This is a genomic window from Phytohabitans aurantiacus (assembly GCF_027923225.1).
Lineage (GTDB): Bacteria > Actinomycetota > Actinomycetes > Mycobacteriales > Micromonosporaceae > Phytohabitans > Phytohabitans aurantiacus.
Window position 1 is genome coordinate 175354 of sequence record NZ_BSDI01000017.1, and the last position, 16342, is coordinate 191695.

Consider the following 16342-nt stretch of genomic DNA (forward strand, 5'->3'; position numbering starts at 1 on the left):
CACCCGCAAGCGCGCTCACCTGCCGCGCGAGGTGGATGCCCGAGCCTCGTCCGCGCGGGCGAGGGCTGGCCGCGTACACCCCACCGGCGATCGTGATGTGCGTCTGCGAGTACCTTCTGCCGATGATGGCCGGTGACGGTGACTACCCGATCGTATTCCTCGATGTTGATGGGACGCTGATCCCATTCCGCTCTCGCCCGGCCGGGTCCGCTGTGGTCGCGAACCATTCCCTCGTGTGGGCTGACGGTGCTTCGGGCAATCCCTTGCTGGATCGGCTTGACCCGGGGGACGGGCGCAGACTTTTGGTCCTGGGTTGCCAGCTGGCATGGGCGACGACCTGGATGGCCGACGCGAACGACCTCGTGGCGCCACGACTCGGGCTGCCGGAACTACCCGTCGTCGATTTTCCCGATGACGACGAGCCCGAACATGGGCTGCACTGGAAGACGCCGTTCCTGACCCGGTTTGCGGCCGGGCGTACCTTCGTGTGGCTCGACGACGAGATCACGGACGTCGACCGGCGATGGGTTCAAGCCCACTACCAGGGTAAGGCGCTACTGCACCGCGTTGACCCACTCGTCGGCCTTACCGAGGCCGACTTCATTCGGATTCGCCAGTGGCTGGCAGCGCCATAGCAGTCGATGATCGGATTAACTCTCATGCCGCCGATGGTGGGTTGCGGAGCGACTGGAACGTCGACGACCCTACTGTTCAGTCGTCTTCGATGTATCCGGTGGTGGGGTCAACGATGTTCAGGAAGCCGCGGATGTGCTCCGTGTGCTCGGCAAGCGACAGGTTCGGGGTCGGGCTCACGCCGAATCCGTAGCCGGGGTTCGGCCCGCTAAGCCACGTGTAGTCGGTGCCGCTGAACTCGTTCGAGCGGAGGACGAACATCTCTCCATCGACTTCGAGTGTGAGTGACGTGGCGTCGGCCGTACCTTCGGTTTCGGGGCGCAGGCCGGGCACGGCCTCGGGGCGGACCTCCCGGTCGCCGTCGCTGTTGTCTGGGTAGATCGTCTTCACGCAATCATCATCGCTGGTCTGCCTGCCCGGCGTCCGGATCTGCCGTGTGCAGTTCAGGGCTGGTTGCTGTCGCCGGGCTAGAGTCGCGGGTCATGACTTCGCAGCTGCTTCGCTTGGCGGCCTACGGTGTGTGCGTGAGCGATGGTCGGATGCTGTTGGCTCGGTATGTCTCGCCGGACGCGACGCAGCGGCATTGGACGCTGCCGGGTGGCAAGGTCGAGCATGCGGAGGACCCGTACGACGCCGTCGTGCGAGAGGTGTGTGAAGAGACCGGGTACGTCGTTGAGGTGGAGCGTCTTCTTGGTGTCGACTCTCGGACCTGGCATGTGGCCTGGGCGGGGCCTTCAGGTGGCGAGTTGCACAGTGTGGGCGTCTTCTATGGCGTTGGTATCAAGGGCGGCGAGTTGCGCAGCGAGGTCAGTGGCTCGACTGACCTCGCTGCCTGGATTCCTGTGTCCGAGGTCGGGCAGCTCGAACGGGCCGTCATCATTGACATCGCTTGGGAGATGTACCGCACTCGGCCGGCGAGTGGTCACGTCGATCCGGTCGCGGTTGGTGGTCTGCTGCGCTATTAGCCACCTCCACGCTGGTTGGACAGATGTTTCGGTGACGTCGAGAAACCCAAGATCGACTCACTGTCATGCCGCGTCGTGCGCAATCGACGGAACCTGGGTCGTCACGTTCGATGCTTGGCTCTGGTTGCTTGGTGCACGCATCGCCCGGATCAGCGCGGCGTCCTCGATCAGGAGGCCCGGCCGTCCGCGCACCTCGCGCCGCTGTTGTTTCCACCAGCCGGGTCCTTGCCCTCGTCGTAGCAAGCCTCTTGGAAGTCGCTACCGCAAGAGCATTCAGTGCCTATCGGTGTCCGGTGCTGGTGGTGGCCGAGGTGTCCGGGACGCTTGCGCATCAGCAGGGGCTCGCTGCGCGCAGTCCGCGCACCCGCGAGGCGCAGGGCTGATCGTGAGCGGGCCGCGCGAGTCGCGGTCTGGCGGGATCAGAGCAGCGCGTACTCGACCATCGACGCCGCCGCTGCAGCGGCTTGCCAGGCCAGCAACGTAGCTGCCGCGGCGGCTACGACGATGACGAGTCGTTTGACGGTACGCATGTTGGGCCTCCCTTGAATCAGCGGCATCGCGTGCCACGTGACCGTTCATCCTTGCTGACCTTCCGGCCGGCGGGAATGGTCCATCCAGCCACATTGAGCTGTTTCAACTTGAGAGCTGCTCTACTGCACCAGGGCCGTCTTGCCAAGAACAGGGCCCCACGTAGCCGATCCGGAAGCTTGCCCCGGGTGGTCGTCCATTCGAATAACCTGGGTTCTTCCGTCCCAAGGTCCGCCGCGCAACCGCACTTCGGTATGGTCGCTTTTCGTCGCCTTCGCCGATCCCGGCGGCCCTTGCACACTTCGGCCAGCCAAGGGAATTGCTCATCCAAGATCAGGTGCGATCGTCTGCCGCCGACCGCTCGAATCGGTGGTGTGCTGTCACGCTCGGTCCGGCGATGGATGGTGAAGTAGGTCGATCGCTCGCTTGGCCGCTTCGAGTTCTTCCTTAGTGAGTGTGGAGGTCAGCTGGCTGAGCCGAGTCCGCGCGGCTGTGGTGTCACCGAGCCGGATGCGGGTGAACACTGCCGTCAGGGCTGGCGCCGGGTCGTGGATTGACGGATGGGCCGCCTGCTGCTGCGCGGCGGCCAGCAGTCCGGCCGGCGAGGATGTGGTGTTCCAGAAGGCCACTGCCCTGTCTCTCACAGCTGTCCACAACTCCTGTGCGTCGTCCTCGACGCATTGGCGGCCGCGCCCCGTGTCGATCCCTCCGCGCATGAGCAACCCGCCTGAACGCGACCAGACCTCACCGCTGGTTTCCCACAGCGCAGCCGTGGACTGCTTCAGTGTCCGCGCCCACCGCAGCCTGGGTACCAACCTCACGGGTACGTAGGGCACCGAGGTGCCCCACACGATCGTCACAGCCGCACCCTTCACCGGCTGCAGCGACCACATGCTGGTGTGCTCACCATCGACCCGCCGCACCCACACTCGCTCACGCACCTGCTCAAACCCAAGCGACGACGGCGAGAGAACACCCTCAATGATCGAGTACACCTCGGCCATGGGCACAAAGGTTGGCTCGCCGTAGCGTCGGTGCCGCTCCCGCCACACCTCGCGCCGATGTTCCCCATCATCATCCAGTGCCGGCGACCCAGCCTGATCCGGTGACGACTGCACCCAGCCATCTTGCCGCGCCACAGCCACCGACCTCTACGTGAACCTTCCCCCTGTGTACCTCCGGGAACGACGGTTCACCCGGGCCACCCGAGCCGCGTGAGCAGCGCGTCTACCGAGCTGTCGGCTCCTGAGGCCGCAGACCCAGGCGCCTTCTACGGCATAGGTCCACCTTGCCGCCGATCCTTTCTACATCCTGATCTAGCCGATGACAGTGCGTGTTCGGTCCTCCAGGCTCTGACGGACGGGGTAGGCACGCTGGTGTATCTGGCCGTCGGGACCACGTTCCTGCGGGCGCTGGAAAGGTCGGACTCGTGACGCCCCGACCTTCCCAGCTTCACGGCTACCAGCAGATTCCACCGGCAACGGCGGCCGACGCGGAACCCACCCACGCGAGCATCCCGACGGTGACAGCCGCTACCGCGGTCGCGATGATTCGCCAACGAAGCATTGTGGAACCAACCTTTCATTTCCTCGGTCTGAAAGAAACGCCATCGTAGCGTCGGACGGTTTCATTACAGCTTCAGCCGAAGACGATGCCAGCGGACACGAAGAAATCGAAATCGGCGGACAGATCGCTCCGGGCTGGCGGACACAAGAACTCCGGGTCAATGGGGGAGTGGTGTAGCGGAGCCGTCGGGCGGAATCTTCGGTCTTTCTGCAGCTCAATGCCGGATTACTCGCCTCGTGCGGAGCTCGTTCAGGCATGCCCGGGCAGCGCAAGGCGCACGTGGACCCTTGACTCGCCGGTGCCGTCCCAGGTGCACCAGCGTGGCGTTCGGCCAGTTGTCGACCATCCGGTCGCAGGAGGCTTGGCCGCAGTGTGAGGAGCCGTTGTCCACGACCCAGAACACTCGTCGTGCTGAGGCGTACGGCTCGGCTGTCATGACCTGCTCGACCAGGGCGGCGAACGGTGCGATGCCGGTGGTTGGCGCGCATCGGCTGATCACGGTGCCGGGGTGCACGTCCAGGGCGGTCAGGCAGGCCAGCGCGCCGCCGCGGTCGTACTCGTGCTCGACGCGCATGCGCCGGGTCAGGCCGGTTGCCAGGGTGGGGTGGCAGCGGCAGCGGGCCTGGATCGAGGTCTTCTCGTCGGCGCTAATCACATAGTCGCCGTCGCCGAGCGGTTCGCCCTGCCAGAGGCCGGCGTAGAGGTCCAGCACCGTGCTGGCCTTGACGGTGAAGTCCGGATCTCGAGGGAAGATCCACGAGCGGTGGCGCCAGGGTTGGATCGCGTCGGCGGCCAGCCAGCGGGCCACCGTGGAGGCCGAGATGTCCTGCGCGATGCCGGCGCAGACGGCCTCGTCGGCCAGGTCCGCGGCGCTCCACCGCGACAGCGGAACACCATGCACGGCCGGCAGCTCACACGCCAAACACGCCGCACCCGGATCGGGCACTATCGGAGGCTGTGCCCAAGCCGCCACCAGAGTCGACCAAGACCAGCCTGCGCCAACGCTTGACCCGCCACGCCGAACAGCGATGGCCGGCCCTGACCGCGATTCACGTGCGCTGCTACGGCGTCTTCGCCTACATCGCTGGACAGCTACCCGGCGGCATCACCCTGCCGCTATGCCGGCTACGGTACGGCGGATCGGCCAGCACCTGGGGCTTCGCGATCTACCTGGCCAGCCGCGACGGCTACGAAAACTCGATACTGCCCAGCGGACTACACGCCGGCAGCCCCGAACAAGCCCTCGACTGCGCCTGCGGCCTCTACCTCAACGACCCCACCGCCTGGACCCAACCCCCGACGAACTAACGACGAGGGGCACTTAGCATCCGGTTATCGCGCCTGGAGCTCGTATTCAGCGATCACGGACTTAGCGATCTCGTGGTCGGTGTCGGCCAGCGCCGCGCCGGAGACGCCGAGGGCTCCGACCACCGTCGCGTCCTGCGTGAGCAGCACCCCGCCCGCGTACGGAACGAGGGAGCCCCCCGACCGAAGTTGCATGCCCATGCCGAAGCCGGGCGCGCCGGACCGGATCACGGGATTGAACAGGTTCGTGTCGATACGCAACGCCCGAGCCCGCCTGAGTCACACTCAAGCGGTCCTCGACCGAAACCTGAGCCATCACACCTTGACGTACATCGATGGCTATCGCATTGTCGGTACATGTCAGGCGTGCGCTCCACCGTGGCCCGTCGTCTGCTGCCGGGTCTCCTGGCAGCCATCCTCCTGCCCGCGGTCGCGTTCGCCGCGATCGTCGTCGTGGCCGTGCCCGGCGCGGGCGCCGGCACCATGCTGGGTGCCCTGACCACGTCGCCGCCGACGTCACCGACCCCGCCGGTCACACCGAGCACGCCCGGCACCTCGCCCTTCCCGCCGACCGCGCCGACCGACCTGGCGGCCACCGCCGTCACGACCACGTCGGTGACGCTCACCTGGACGCCGTCGCAGCGGGGCTGTTGCGAGATCGTCGGCTACGACATCTTCTACATCCCGGCGTTCTACGACGTCGGCTACCACCACCAGGTCGGCAACGTCACGACCACGACGATCACGGCGAACATCTCGCGTGCCCGGCAGTACAGCTTCGTGGTGTCCGCGCGCGACTCGATGGGCCGCCGCTCGGCCTCCTCGAACCAGCTTGTGGTCGTCACGCCGAGCACTGACACGGGGCCGGACACCACGCCGCCGACCACCCCGCCCGGCTTCACGCTGGTCAGCCAGACCGCGCTGACGGCCCAGCTGTCCTGGTCGCCGGCATCCGACAACGTGGCGGTGACCGGCTACGAGGTTTACCGCTTCGACGGGGTCTTCGTCTCCACGCTGCTCGCCACCGTCACCGGCACCAGCGCTGGGGTGCCGCTGGGCCCGGGGCGCAACCAGTTCTACGTGCGGGCCCGGGACGCGGCTGGCAACGTGTCGATCGCGACCGCCGCCATCAACGTGGTCGGCGCGACGAACCCGCCGGAGACGCCGGGGCAGTGCCTGGTCACGTATACGAACACGTCGCAGTGGCGGGGCGGCTTTGTGGCCTCGGTGACGATCCGCAACACGAGCCCGTCCGCGGCGGTCAACGGCTGGATGCTCCGGTTCGCGTACCTCGGCGACCAGCGGGTGGTCACCGCTTGGGGCGCCCGGGTCACGCAGGACAACGCGGTGGTCACGGCCGAGAACGCGGACTGGAACAGGACGATCCCGGTCGGCGGGAGCGTCACGTTGGGCATCTACGGTTCGTGGAGCGCCAGCAACCCGGCGCCGACGGCCTTCACGCTCAACGGGACGAGCTGCGTCGTCGGGAGCTGACCGCCGGGTTACGGCACCAGGACGGTCTTGCCCGTGAACGGCCGGACCGTGACCTCGACCCGTACCGCGCCGGCGTCCACGAGCGCGATCAGCGTGGCGAGCTCGGCCGGGTCGTTGCGGGCCCGCGAACCCTCGCCACCGGCAGCGCCGCAATCATCCCGTCCACCGCGCGGCGAGGTCCCGATGGCCGACAGACTTGACAAGCGCAGCCATCGCCTTGGGGCAGGCACCCTGTCGTGGCGGACTGGCCGTCGTGCGACCGGAAACCAGTACACCGGCGCGGCGCCCGGCACAGATCGGCCAGCCGTCGAGCGCCTCGAGCTCGTTGTCGCGGATCCGATAGGGGCGAGCAAAATGTCATAGACGGCGTTCTATTCTTGGGTGCGAACGTTGACCGACCTACCGGGCGGGCGGGGATACGTGTGGTGCTGTCGGATGTCGACACGGTGGAGGATCTGGCGCGGGTGTTGCGCCACTTGCGCCGCAGGGAGGCGCGGGAGCGGTCTTTGCCGGAGTTGACCTATCGTGAGTTGGCTGCCAAGACCGGCTGGTCGGTGAGTGTCATCGGCGGCTACTTCTCCGGGCAGATCCTGCCGTCGACGAGCCGTTTCGACACGCTGATCAGGTTGCTCGGCACCACCGTGGCGGAGCAGGGGATGCTGGCCACCGCGCGGGACCGGGTGGCCGAACGCCGGACCGCGCCGCGCCGGCAGGGTGCCCAGGCGGCACGGCCGGCCGACGAGGATCCGGCGGTCACCGGCCACGTCCGCCGATCCCGCCCCACGGTGCCGCGGCAGCTGCCCGCCGTCGCACCGGCGTTCGCCGGTCGAGTGGAGCAACTGGCCGCGCTGGACGCGCTGCTGGCCGGGCCAGGCACGCGAGTCGCGGCCCTGTCGGGTACAGCCGGGGTGGGCAAGACCATGATCGCCGCGCATTGGGCGCACCGGGTGGTGGACGCCTTTCCGGACGGCCAGCTATACGTCAACCTGCGTGGCTTCGACCCGACCGGTACGCCGGTGGAGCCGGCCGCCGCGCTGCATGGCTTCCTCGTCGCGCTCGGCGTGCCCGCCGCGCAGATTCCGGCCGAGGCAGACGAGCGGATCGCCCTCTACCGCAGCCTGCTGGCCACCCGCCAGATACTGATCCTGCTGGACAACGCCGCGGACGCCGCACAGGTCCGCCCGCTGCTGCCCGGCTCGTCCGGCTGCGCGGTGATCGTCACGAGCCGACACCGGCTGACCGGCCTGGTTGCCGTCGATGGCGCTCGGGCGATCGGGCTGGCGGTAATGTCCACTGAGGAGGCGACCGAGATGCTCGCCGCCCGACTCGGCCCCGCCCGCGTCGCCGCACACCCCGACGCGGTGGACCAGATCATCGACCGCTGCGGCGGTCTCCCGCTCGGCCTGGCCGTCGCCGCGGCGCGGGCGGTCGCCGACGAAGTGCCGCTGCCTCGGCTCGCCGCCGAGCTCGGACGCCCCCTCGACGCACTCGCCACCGGCGACGCGGCCGCCGACGTGCGCAGCGTGCTGTCATGGTCGTACCGGCTACTGCCGGACGGCGCCGCCCGCATGTTCCGGCTGCTCGGCGTCCACCCCGGACCCGACATCGGGATCGCCGCGGCGGCCAGCCTCGCCGCCGTCCCAGCCACCACCGCCGAAGCGCTGCTGCGCGAGCTGACCCGCGCCAACCTGCTCACCGAGCACCGCCCCGGCCGGTTCGCCTGCCACGACCTGCTCCGCGCCTACGCCGTCGAACTCGCCGCCACGTGCGACACCGACGACGCGCTCGCCCGGGTCCTGGACCACTACACACGCACCGCGCACACCGCCGCAATGCTGCTCGATCCGCTGCGCGACCAGGTCGAACCACCGCCGCCGATCGCCGGCGCCCAACCGGAGCCGCTCACCGACACCACCGCCGCTCTGACCTGGTACGCCGCCGAGTACCAAATCCTCACCGCCGCGACCGAGGCGGCGCGGGCACACGGCCTCCCCGCCCACGCCCGCCACCTCGCCTGGACGGTCGGGTCGTTTCAAAACCTGCGCAGCTATTGGCAAGACTGGCTCGCCGGGCTGCGGATCGCGCTGACCGCAGCCGACCAGTTCGACGACCGTGCGTGGCTCGCCCGAATCCACCTCGCCCTCATCGGCGTGTACGCCTGGCTGGGCCGTTACGACGACAGCCGCGACCACGCCCGCCAGGCGCTCGACCTTTACCGCGAGCTGGGTGACATCGTGGGCCAGGCACGCTGCCACCGCAACCTCTGCCTGACCTTCGAACGTGAAGGACGCCCCCACGACGCCCTCGAACACGCCATCCGCAGCCGCGACCTGCTACGCGGCACCAACGACCGGGCCAGACTGGCGTACGCGTACAACTCGGTCGGCTGGTACCACGCCCTGGTCGGCGAGTTCGAGACGGCGCTGACCAACTGCCAGGAGGCGATCAGGCAGCTGCGCCTCACCGGTGACCGGCGCAACCAGGCCACCACCTGGGACAGCGTCGGATACGCCCACCACCATCTGGGCCGCTACGACGACGCGCTGGACAGCTACCGGCGCGCCCTCGATCTGTTCCGCGAGTTCGGCGACAGGTGCTTCGAGGCCTACACACTGGACCACGTCGGCGACACCCACCATGCCATGGGCGACAACCTCGCCGCACGTGAAGCGTGGCAGACCGCGGCGACCATACTCGACGAACTGGAACACCGCCGGGCGGCCGAGATTCGCGCCAAAGCCGCGGCCATCTGACACCCCGGCCGTCACTTTGTTCCACCCAAGCGCCCGACGAGTGTCGGCTCGCCCGGTCATGGGAACAACAGCCGGACGAGCCGAACATTCTGGCCAGCGGCAAAGCGGACAGCCGGGCTGGGCCGTATCCGTTGTCCTCGCCGACCTCGTCGCCGCCAAGGATCGCGGCGTCGGCCGCTGCTTCACCCATCGCCCAGGCGGTGCCGGTAAGCAGGTAGTGAATGCCGTGCCAGGACTTGTCCAGATCCGGCTTGGTGCTACAGGAACCAGCGCCGGACTCACCATCGCCCAACGTGCCGAGCAGGAACAACAGCTCCAGGGCGTCGAAAAGTACCGCATCCGCGTCTGGCCAGATCCTCGGCTCAGGTAACCGCGAGAATTCCACCGTCTGGCTGGACGGACGGTTCGGCATCATGCCTGAGGTTCCGCCCCAGCCATCTGCGCGTCGGGACGAAACAACGCCGCGCAGAACAGCAACGCGGACAGCACCGTCATCCCCGCAACCCCCACATAGAGACCCCAGCCCGGAGCCATATCGAGCCCCGACGAGTGGTAGACGAGCAGCTCGTCTCGAACGACGCCGCCCACGCCAACCGACGCCCCGTCGCTCGCCGTCCAACCCAACCCCCGCCCAGTACCGAGCGGACCGATACCTACCCACCGAACCACCGCAACCAGCAAACCCGCCAAGCAGCAGGCGAACGGAACCCAACGCAGCCGACCCCGCAACGGCGGCACACGGTCCAGCGACAGCCAGCCAACCACTGCCACCACACACAGGACGAGCCCGACGGCCCACCACACCGACGCCCGCCAGGCCGAGACGTCCAAAGCGTCATACCGAACATCACTGCCCCCGCCGACAGCCCACCGGGTCCGCCACCACGGCCCCATGCTGACGGCAAGTACGAAAATCCCGGTTACCACGACCGATTGGCGCAGCCACCCCCGGTATCGCATGCCAGTCACTCTACAGACGCACCTCCCGTGGGAGGGACTGTAAAAGATCGGCTCTGCAACCGGTACGGAGACTGGCTTCTGGGACGACGGCCGACCCGCACCCTGACCCGACGACATTGACCGCTGGCATCCCGAAACCCGTGAGGCTACCAGCGAACGCGGGTCTTCGAACTTGACCGGGCTGAGGTAGGTCCAGGGGGATCGCGCAGGCTTGGGGCCCCGACCGCGAGTGGTGAACAGCCAGGCACACTCACGTGGTGAGTGAGGAGATGTCCGTCTTCGACGGCGCGCGCCAAGCGATCATGTCGTGCCAGGGCTATGGACTGGAGTCGCTGTCGTTGTCGATCATCGGGGCGGCCGATGCGTTGGAGATCGGACTTCGGTGGGTCCTGCGAAACCAGACGTCACCCTGTCAATTCGCAACATCTACTACCTCGCCATGCATAGGCTGCCCGGCGGCGACATCCCGTTCTTCGACCTCGAAGCGACGACGCTGGCTCCTGACGAGCCCTGGCCGGAAGATCTGCCGAACCCTATCGTGACCGCGGATGCCTTACCGCCGCTGCTGTGGATCCGAGGTCAAGGGCCAGCGAACTTCGCTGTTGTCGCCGCTGTCGTCACCGTCTTGTCTGAGGTTCGATGAGCACCAGCCGCTTGCCGATGCGGGGCCTTCGGCATGTGCTCGGGATGCTGACTGTCCTGCATGGACATACCCGCGACCCTACGTGATCATGGCTGCGCACGCTGAACCCCACGGCCGCACAGTAACCGGGCGGCTGTCCCGATCCAGGTGCGCTTGGATCTCAAGCTGACGGCGGATCTGGACCAGCTGCGCATATCTCGTGGCGTGCACGCGGATGGGTGCACGTCGGTGGGTTGCGTGCTGTCACCGCTTGGCGGTCAAGACTGGGCGGGGGTTGTGCGGTGGCGCACGGTCAGGTCCGAGGCGTTGTGTCTGGTGGATAAAGTCTGAAGAAGCGGCTGATTCGCTGTGTGCCGTCGGTTCGAAACCACCGGTCTTGCCGGGCGGGTAGCTCGGTCGCGCCGAGCTTGAGTATTGCCGCGGCGGAGCGTGCGTTGCGTTCGTCGGTGCGTAACTGCACCCAGTTCGCGCCGCATGCGAAGGCGGCGTCGATCATCAAGTCCTTTGTCCGCCGATTGACGTCGGTGCCCCACAACGGCGGTGACAGGTACGTGGCGCCGATCTCCAGACCGGCGTCGTCCGTGGGATCGAAGATGAAGGAGCTGGTGCCGGCCACGTGCTCGGCGACGTCGATGACCCAGGTGGATCGCAGGCCACCGGTCAGTCGTCTGGCAAGTCGGGTACCGAGTGCAGTGGCGGAGGCTGGCGCTCCGCCAGGGATGTGCTGCCAGACGATCGGGTCGTGTAGCGCTTCGAACAGGGCTGGAGCGTCCCGCACCGGGTTGTATGGACGCAACGTCAGGTCGCCGTCGACCATCGCGGTGCGCAGGGTCAAGGGCCAGTCCATCAAGCCATCATCCGCGCATTGCCGTCGGTTGCTGCATGACCTGCGCTTGTCGGGTGTACTTCGTGGAGGGTGCCCGAGTACGGGCGGGTACCGGTGTCGTGAGCGGCTGTCGTCAGCAAGCGTCGCCCGCCGGCCCAGCAGCGGACGCCGACTTACCCCGGGCCGGGTTGGTCTTCTGGAAACACCGCGCCACCCGCACCCATGAGCGGTGGCCGTTTCAACTCCACGCCGATGGCCTGGCACGTCGCCGCAACCGCGGCGAGCTTCACGTCGCCGACTGCGGTGTCGACTGGCGCGTCCACGATCTGGGTGACGGTCACCAGGTAGCTGGTGGCGTCATCGCCGCGGCGCCGCAGCGCGTACCGTGCGCCGTCGACCGCCTCGGCCACCAACCGTCGATCAGCCGGGGAGTCGACAGCCGCGGTCGGGCCGTAGACCTCTCGCCGTCGCCGGGCGAGAATCCCATCCAAAACGGCGACGTCGTCGTGCTCAGCGGGCTCGGCCCGAACTGCGACCTGTGCCCAGTGGGGTATGCCGCCAACGATCTGTCTGAGCCGGAACGAGCCTTCCACGACCTGATCGTAGAGTGGCGAGCAACCGGCGTTCGTATCCGCAGAAGCCCAGAGCCATTCGCCGCCCCACCGCGATCGGCTTGTCATGGATGGTTATCGCTGTGTGTCACGGCCGACCTCTGGCAGCGCCGCTCAGCTCGCAGCCGAACCTGGGGATAGGAGCGTTCTGAATAGCGTTCCTGGCGTACCCGCTTCAGCCACACGGAGGTGACCAGGAACTGGGTTCAGGTGATCTTCTGGACGTGCGAGGTTGCGGTGGAGAGTGGCTCGCCGTCCTGGCTTACGGTGTGGAGTTCGGGGATTTCCCGTCCTTTGCCGTCGACAAGGATGGAGTGTGGCTCGCCTGGGGCGAAGGCGTGTCGCTCGCCCCATTGACGCAAGGCGACGACGGCGGTGAAGAGATCCTCTCCGGCTTCGGTGAGTCGATAGGTGTGGCTTCGGGCGTCGGCGGCGGCGTACTTGTCCAGGATGCCGTGCTCGAAGAGTCTGCGGAGCCGGTCGCTGAGGATGTTGCGGGCGATCCCCAGCCGCTGGTGGAACTCGGTGAAGGTCTCGGCCCCGTCCATGGCGTCGCGGATGATCAGCAGGCTCCATCGGTCGCCGACCAGGTCGACGGTCCGTGCGACCGGGCAAGCCGGGTCGCTCCAGGCACTTCCGGCGGCGAGTGTGACGTCCATCGACCCTCCCTTGGTGAGTTGCAATCTGAAACCAGTATGCCCTAACCTCAAATCGGTTGCATTCTGCAACTTATTGGAGGTGGAGATGCCGTCGGGATTGACCGGCAGGCAGCGGACGCTGTTAACGCTGGTGTGCGCGGTGGCGGTGGCGACCATCTACGGCATCCAGCCGGTCCTCACTGCTGCGGGCACCGACCTGGGCCTGGACGACGAAGTCCTGGGTTGGCTGGTCGCCGCCGGCCAGATCGGCTACCTCGCGGGCCTGGTACTGCTGGTGCCGCTCGGCGACCGGTTCGACCGCCGCAACCTCATCACGGCCCACCTGCTGCTCACCGCGACAGGCGCGGGAATGACCGCCGCCGCTCCCCACGGTGCCATCGCCATCGCGGGACTGGCATTGGCAGGACTGTTCGCCGTGGTCGTCCAGACCACGGTGGCCTACGTCGCTGCCGTCTCGCCGGCCGAGGAGCGCGGACGCAACATCGGTGCGGTCACCTCGGGCGTGGTCATCGGCATCCTCGGTGTCAGGATGATCGCGGGCGCCCTGGGCGAGGCGACCGACTGGCGCGTGGTCTATGTCGTGCTCGCCGCACTCTGCGCGATACTCGCGATCGCCACTCGGTACTTGCTCACGGCCGATGTCGGCCGTCCCCAGGTCCGGTACGGGCAACTGCTGGCATCACTGGGCAGCCTGGTCGTCGGCGACCGGCTCCTTTTGAGCCGCGGCCTGGTCACGTTCTTCCTGTTCGCCTCCTTCGGCACGCTGTGGAGCGGCCTGGCACTCCCGCTGAGCGACGCGCCGTGGCACCTCGGCACCACCGAGATCGGCCTGTTCGGCCTCGCCGGTCTCACCGGAGCGCTCGGCGCGGCACGGGCCGGACGGTGGGCCGATCGAGGCCTGGCGTCCTCGGTCACCGGCTGGTCTCTGGCCCTGCTGGTGGCCTCGTGGCTGCTCATCGCCCAGGCGAGGACATCGCTGTGGCTGCTGATCGTCGGCATCGTTGTCCTGGACTTCGCCGTACAAGCCGTCCACGTCAGCAGCCAGCATCTGCTCACCACGGCCCGACCCGACCAGAGCAGCCGCGTCATCGGCACCTACATGGCTTTCTATTCCTTCGGCTCCGCGCTCGGCGCGGTCACCACCACGTGGGCCTACAGCACCGCCGGATGGACAGCCGCGAGCCTACTCGGCGCGACCTATGCCGCACTCGGACTCCTCACCGCCATCTCAACCCGAGGTCTGGCCACCCTGCCGCAGACGGGGTCACCAAAGGCGCCGTTGACGTCGTCAGCAGCCCGGTGAACCTCGCGGGCTCGAACACCAATCGCCGGATGGGGATGTCGGCGTCTCCGATACTGCGTTGATAACGCCGTGCGGTGCGGATACACAGGGTCACATGTCCACTCTGCTTGTCATCGCCGGGCCGCCCGGGGCCGGGAAGTCGACCGTCAGCTCCATTGCTTCTTCGCGTCTGTCACCAAGCGTCCTGATCCGTGGAGACGCCTTCTTTCGATTCCTGGACCAGGGTGCGCAGAAGCCGTGGCTGCCAGAGGCGAAGGATCAGAACCAGACGGTCATCCGCGCCTCGGGTGCGGCAGCTGGGCAGTTCGCGCAGGGGGGATACGAGGCCGTCTTCGACGGAGTCATGGGGCCGTGGTTCCTGCCGACGTTCTTCGAAGCCACCGGACTGAACGAGTTGCACTACGCCGTCCTGCTGCCCTCGGTAGAACGCTGCGTGCAGAACGTGACCACTCGGGAGGGCAACCGTGATGACGAGCTCGGTACGCGGTTTATGCACGAACAGTTCGAGCGAGCCCGGATCGACGCCCGGCACCTGATCGTCGAGCCAAGAGGGACTCCGGAGGAAGTGGCTACAAGCATCTTGTCTCGCTACCATCAGGGTGCCTTTGCCTGCCGTGCTCGAGACGTCGCATAGTCCTGGCGACCCCCTGTGCTGGCGCTGCGCCTGGGCTCGGCCATGCCGCGGATAGCGTATGTCTTCGCTTTGCTGGTCAAGCAGGTGGTGAGGGTGCGTCAGTGCTGTCGGCATCTGGTTGGCATGATCGTGGTCGGTTGGGTGCGGCTGCCTCGCCTGGTCGGTTGGTGCATCGGATGGTTGCGCGGGGGAGGCGGGCTGGACGTCTCGGCTTCGTGGGGGCTTCCCTTTTGGGGAAGGTTTGGGCCCGGTGCTTCGGGGCCGGGCTTTCGTTCGGTGGCGGCTCGGTTGCTGCGCCTGGGGTCTTGGGCGTTCCGCCCATGGGCGGGGTGTGGCGGGCGGGGAGTGGTCTGTGTGTTTGTGCTGGTGGGTAGCGGTGAGCGTGTGGGTGAGAGCAGCGACTTCGCGCCCTCAATATGGCTTATCCCATTTGAGTGTTTCTTGGGTGACGGAACCGGTGATGTCGGGCGTTGGTCCAGGTCACGCGTCATATGCGGCTGCGCCAGTGCCGTCTGATCAACCGTTCCGGTACGGCGCCACTGACGCCCGCCTCGCTGATGGCCCTGATCTTGGCGGTAGGCGCCAGGACACGCGGCGTAGTCGACTCATCCGCAAACACGGCTGCGCCGCCCAACGACACGCCCTTAAATGCCAAAGGTGTGCCTCCAGTCCGGCCAAGCGAGTCCCTTTTGTTCGTTCGGATGTACCGGTGAAATAGAGGTGACGCCGGTCGCCGGATCATGGATTTTGGTCAGATGGCAACCGCGGACGACATGAGCGACGACGAGAACTGGACGGGCGGCTTCTACGAACTCTGTCTCATCTTCGGCGCCGCCGACGACCACAGGCTGGACCGGGCCGTGCGATCGCTGTGGCGCGCCGCCGGCATCCAGCATTGCCGCCCGCGGTCGGCCCCAACTGATCTAACGCCCGGCGTGGCCGCATTGCATGAGCATGGGCATCTGCGCGGGACGTTGACCGTGCCGTCCGGTGACCGGGTGGTATGCGGTGCATTGTCGTTCCGGTACGAGGGCATCGACAGCCTGGAGCTTTACCTGCCGCTGGGCGCGCTGGCGCGAGTCGACCACAGGATAGGCGGCTATCCCTTCGACGAACGCAGCGGCGTCGAGTCACTGGCGTGGCGGGCCCCGCTGGACCGTTGGCTCGCCGATGTGGCCGTCGCCGTACACGCCGACGTCCCGTTCCAACGTGCCCTGATCGGTTTCGAAATCGACCAGGACACCGACATCACCGGGGACCGGAGGTTCGCCGCCGTGCTGCTGCCCGATCCCGAAGGCATCCACTTCCGTCCGGCCACCGCCTGACATCGGGCGATGGCCGCCAGGTCCTTGGGTTGAGCAGCCAGCGACGTGTCCAGCCACCGCAAACACGGTCTCGTCAACACACGCCTCTGCCGATGTGCGTGCCTTACAGGATCTGGCCACCCGCTGTGGTATGCGTC

General features: G+C 67.3%; 18 protein-coding genes and 1 pseudogene. 9 read left to right on the plus strand and 10 right to left on the minus strand.

The features are described 5' to 3' along the window. Positions 1 to 125 precede the first annotated feature (125 nt). The gene (locus tag QMG73_RS19640; RefSeq protein WP_309299500.1) at positions 126 to 635 is read left to right on the plus strand and encodes an HAD domain-containing protein; all 510 of its coding nucleotides are present in this window, start codon (positions 126 to 128) and stop codon (positions 633 to 635) included. 76 nt (positions 636 to 711) lie between these two features. Here the strand turns inward: QMG73_RS19640 and QMG73_RS19645 are convergent, their stop codons facing one another. After that, entirely contained in the window at positions 712 to 1023 is a 312-nt protein-coding gene (locus tag QMG73_RS19645) for a hypothetical protein (RefSeq protein WP_281897707.1), read from the minus strand. A gap of 92 nt (positions 1024 to 1115) precedes the next feature. Between QMG73_RS19645 and QMG73_RS19650 the strand changes: the two genes are divergently transcribed. Continuing rightward, positions 1116 to 1598 carry an NUDIX domain-containing protein gene (locus QMG73_RS19650; RefSeq protein WP_281897709.1) on the plus strand — a complete coding sequence of 161 codons (483 nt, stop codon included), beginning with the start codon at positions 1116 to 1118 and terminating at the stop codon, positions 1596 to 1598. Positions 1599 to 2506: 908 nt separating this feature from the next. Here the strand turns inward: QMG73_RS19650 and QMG73_RS19655 are convergent. Both QMG73_RS19655 and QMG73_RS19660 read right to left on the minus strand, forming a co-directional pair. Then, the gene (locus tag QMG73_RS19655) at positions 2507 to 3130 is read right to left on the minus strand and encodes a hypothetical protein (RefSeq protein WP_281897711.1); all 624 of its coding nucleotides are present in this window, start codon (positions 3128 to 3130) and stop codon (positions 2507 to 2509) included. A 776-nt stretch (positions 3131 to 3906) separates the two neighbouring features. Continuing rightward, entirely contained in the window at positions 3907 to 4593 is a 687-nt protein-coding gene (locus QMG73_RS19660) for a hypothetical protein (protein WP_281897713.1), read from the minus strand. Between the two features lie 56 nt (positions 4594 to 4649). On the opposite strand from QMG73_RS19660, the gene QMG73_RS19665 reads away from it, so the two are divergent. Then, positions 4650 to 5000 (plus strand): hypothetical protein, encoded by a 351-nt coding sequence (locus QMG73_RS19665; protein ID WP_281897715.1) that lies wholly within the window; start codon positions 4650 to 4652, stop codon positions 4998 to 5000. A gap of 24 nt (positions 5001 to 5024) precedes the next feature. On the opposite strand, the gene QMG73_RS19670 is transcribed toward QMG73_RS19665, so the two are convergent. Further along, positions 5025 to 5258 (minus strand): heme-binding protein, encoded by a 234-nt coding sequence (locus QMG73_RS19670; protein WP_281897717.1) that lies wholly within the window; start codon positions 5256 to 5258, stop codon positions 5025 to 5027. Between the two features lie 96 nt (positions 5259 to 5354). Between QMG73_RS19670 and QMG73_RS19675 the strand changes: the two genes are divergently transcribed. Further along, entirely contained in the window at positions 5355 to 6491 is a 1137-nt protein-coding gene (locus tag QMG73_RS19675) for a cellulose-binding domain-containing protein (RefSeq protein ID WP_281897719.1), read from the plus strand. An 8-nt stretch (positions 6492 to 6499) separates the two neighbouring features. Here the strand turns inward: QMG73_RS19675 and QMG73_RS19680 are convergent, their stop codons facing one another. Then, a complete protein-coding gene (locus tag QMG73_RS19680) occupies positions 6500 to 6694 on the minus strand; it encodes a hypothetical protein (protein WP_281897722.1) in 195 nt (64 codons plus the stop codon). 222 nt (positions 6695 to 6916) lie between these two features. On the opposite strand from QMG73_RS19680, the gene QMG73_RS19685 reads away from it, so the two are divergent. Further along, a complete protein-coding gene (locus tag QMG73_RS19685; RefSeq protein WP_281897724.1) occupies positions 6917 to 9244 on the plus strand; it encodes an ATP-binding protein in 2328 nt (775 codons plus the stop codon). Between the two features lie 121 nt (positions 9245 to 9365). Here the strand turns inward: QMG73_RS19685 and QMG73_RS19690 are convergent. Then, a pseudogene (locus tag QMG73_RS19690) lies at positions 9366 to 9659 on the minus strand (DUF1877 family protein); the annotation flags it as partial. Then, a complete protein-coding gene (locus tag QMG73_RS19695; RefSeq protein ID WP_281897728.1) occupies positions 9656 to 9913 on the minus strand; it encodes a hypothetical protein in 258 nt (85 codons plus the stop codon). The pseudogene QMG73_RS19690 and the gene QMG73_RS19695, both read right to left, overlap by 4 nt. Positions 9914 to 10586: 673 nt before the next feature. Here QMG73_RS19695 and QMG73_RS19700 point away from each other — a divergent pair. Then, positions 10587 to 10847 (plus strand): hypothetical protein, encoded by a 261-nt coding sequence (locus tag QMG73_RS19700; protein ID WP_281897730.1) that lies wholly within the window; start codon positions 10587 to 10589, stop codon positions 10845 to 10847. A gap of 292 nt (positions 10848 to 11139) precedes the next feature. Here the strand turns inward: QMG73_RS19700 and QMG73_RS19705 are convergent, their stop codons facing one another. The 3 genes from QMG73_RS19705 to QMG73_RS19715 all read right to left on the minus strand — a co-directional run bounded on the left by QMG73_RS19705 (position 11140) and on the right by QMG73_RS19715 (position 12943). After that, entirely contained in the window at positions 11140 to 11694 is a 555-nt protein-coding gene (locus QMG73_RS19705; RefSeq protein ID WP_281897732.1) for a GNAT family N-acetyltransferase, read from the minus strand. A gap of 152 nt (positions 11695 to 11846) precedes the next feature. Continuing rightward, entirely contained in the window at positions 11847 to 12266 is a 420-nt protein-coding gene (locus tag QMG73_RS19710) for a hypothetical protein (protein ID WP_281897735.1), read from the minus strand. A gap of 224 nt (positions 12267 to 12490) precedes the next feature. Beyond that, positions 12491 to 12943: a winged helix-turn-helix transcriptional regulator gene (locus QMG73_RS19715; RefSeq protein WP_281897738.1), complete on the minus strand. Its 453-nt coding sequence runs from the start codon at positions 12941 to 12943 to the stop codon at positions 12491 to 12493. An 85-nt stretch (positions 12944 to 13028) separates the two neighbouring features. Between QMG73_RS19715 and QMG73_RS19720 the strand changes: the two genes are divergently transcribed. From QMG73_RS19720 to QMG73_RS19730, 3 genes are all read left to right on the plus strand, one after another. Continuing rightward, the gene (locus tag QMG73_RS19720; protein WP_281897740.1) at positions 13029 to 14246 is read left to right on the plus strand and encodes an MFS transporter; all 1218 of its coding nucleotides are present in this window, start codon (positions 13029 to 13031) and stop codon (positions 14244 to 14246) included. A gap of 94 nt (positions 14247 to 14340) precedes the next feature. Beyond that, the gene (locus QMG73_RS19725; protein WP_281897743.1) at positions 14341 to 14880 is read left to right on the plus strand and encodes an ATP-binding protein; all 540 of its coding nucleotides are present in this window, start codon (positions 14341 to 14343) and stop codon (positions 14878 to 14880) included. A 740-nt stretch (positions 14881 to 15620) separates the two neighbouring features. Continuing rightward, positions 15621 to 16205: a hypothetical protein gene (locus tag QMG73_RS19730; protein WP_281897745.1), complete on the plus strand. Its 585-nt coding sequence runs from the start codon at positions 15621 to 15623 to the stop codon at positions 16203 to 16205. Positions 16206 to 16342 lie beyond the last annotated feature (137 nt).

Bases quoted from the DNA above. Each gene is read 5' to 3' on its own strand.
- QMG73_RS19640 (WP_309299500.1), top strand. From the start codon at position 126: ATGGCCGGTGACGGTGACTACCCGATCGTATTCCTCGATGTTGATGGG.
- QMG73_RS19650 (WP_281897709.1), top strand. From the start codon at position 1,116: ATGACTTCGCAGCTGCTTCGCTTGGCGGCCTACGGTGTGTGCGTGAGC.
- QMG73_RS19655 (WP_281897711.1), bottom strand. From the start codon at position 3,130: ATGGCCGAGGTGTACTCGATCATTGAGGGTGTTCTCTCGCCGTCGTCG.
- QMG73_RS19675 (WP_281897719.1), top strand. From the start codon at position 5,355: ATGTCAGGCGTGCGCTCCACCGTGGCCCGTCGTCTGCTGCCGGGTCTC.
- QMG73_RS19705 (WP_281897732.1), bottom strand. From the start codon at position 11,694: ATGGACTGGCCCTTGACCCTGCGCACCGCGATGGTCGACGGCGACCTG.
- QMG73_RS19715 (WP_281897738.1), bottom strand. From the start codon at position 12,943: ATGGACGTCACACTCGCCGCCGGAAGTGCCTGGAGCGACCCGGCTTGC.
- QMG73_RS19720 (WP_281897740.1), top strand. From the start codon at position 13,029: ATGCCGTCGGGATTGACCGGCAGGCAGCGGACGCTGTTAACGCTGGTG.
- QMG73_RS19725 (WP_281897743.1), top strand. From the start codon at position 14,341: ATGTCCACTCTGCTTGTCATCGCCGGGCCGCCCGGGGCCGGGAAGTCG.
- QMG73_RS19730 (WP_281897745.1), top strand. From the start codon at position 15,621: ATGGATTTTGGTCAGATGGCAACCGCGGACGACATGAGCGACGACGAG.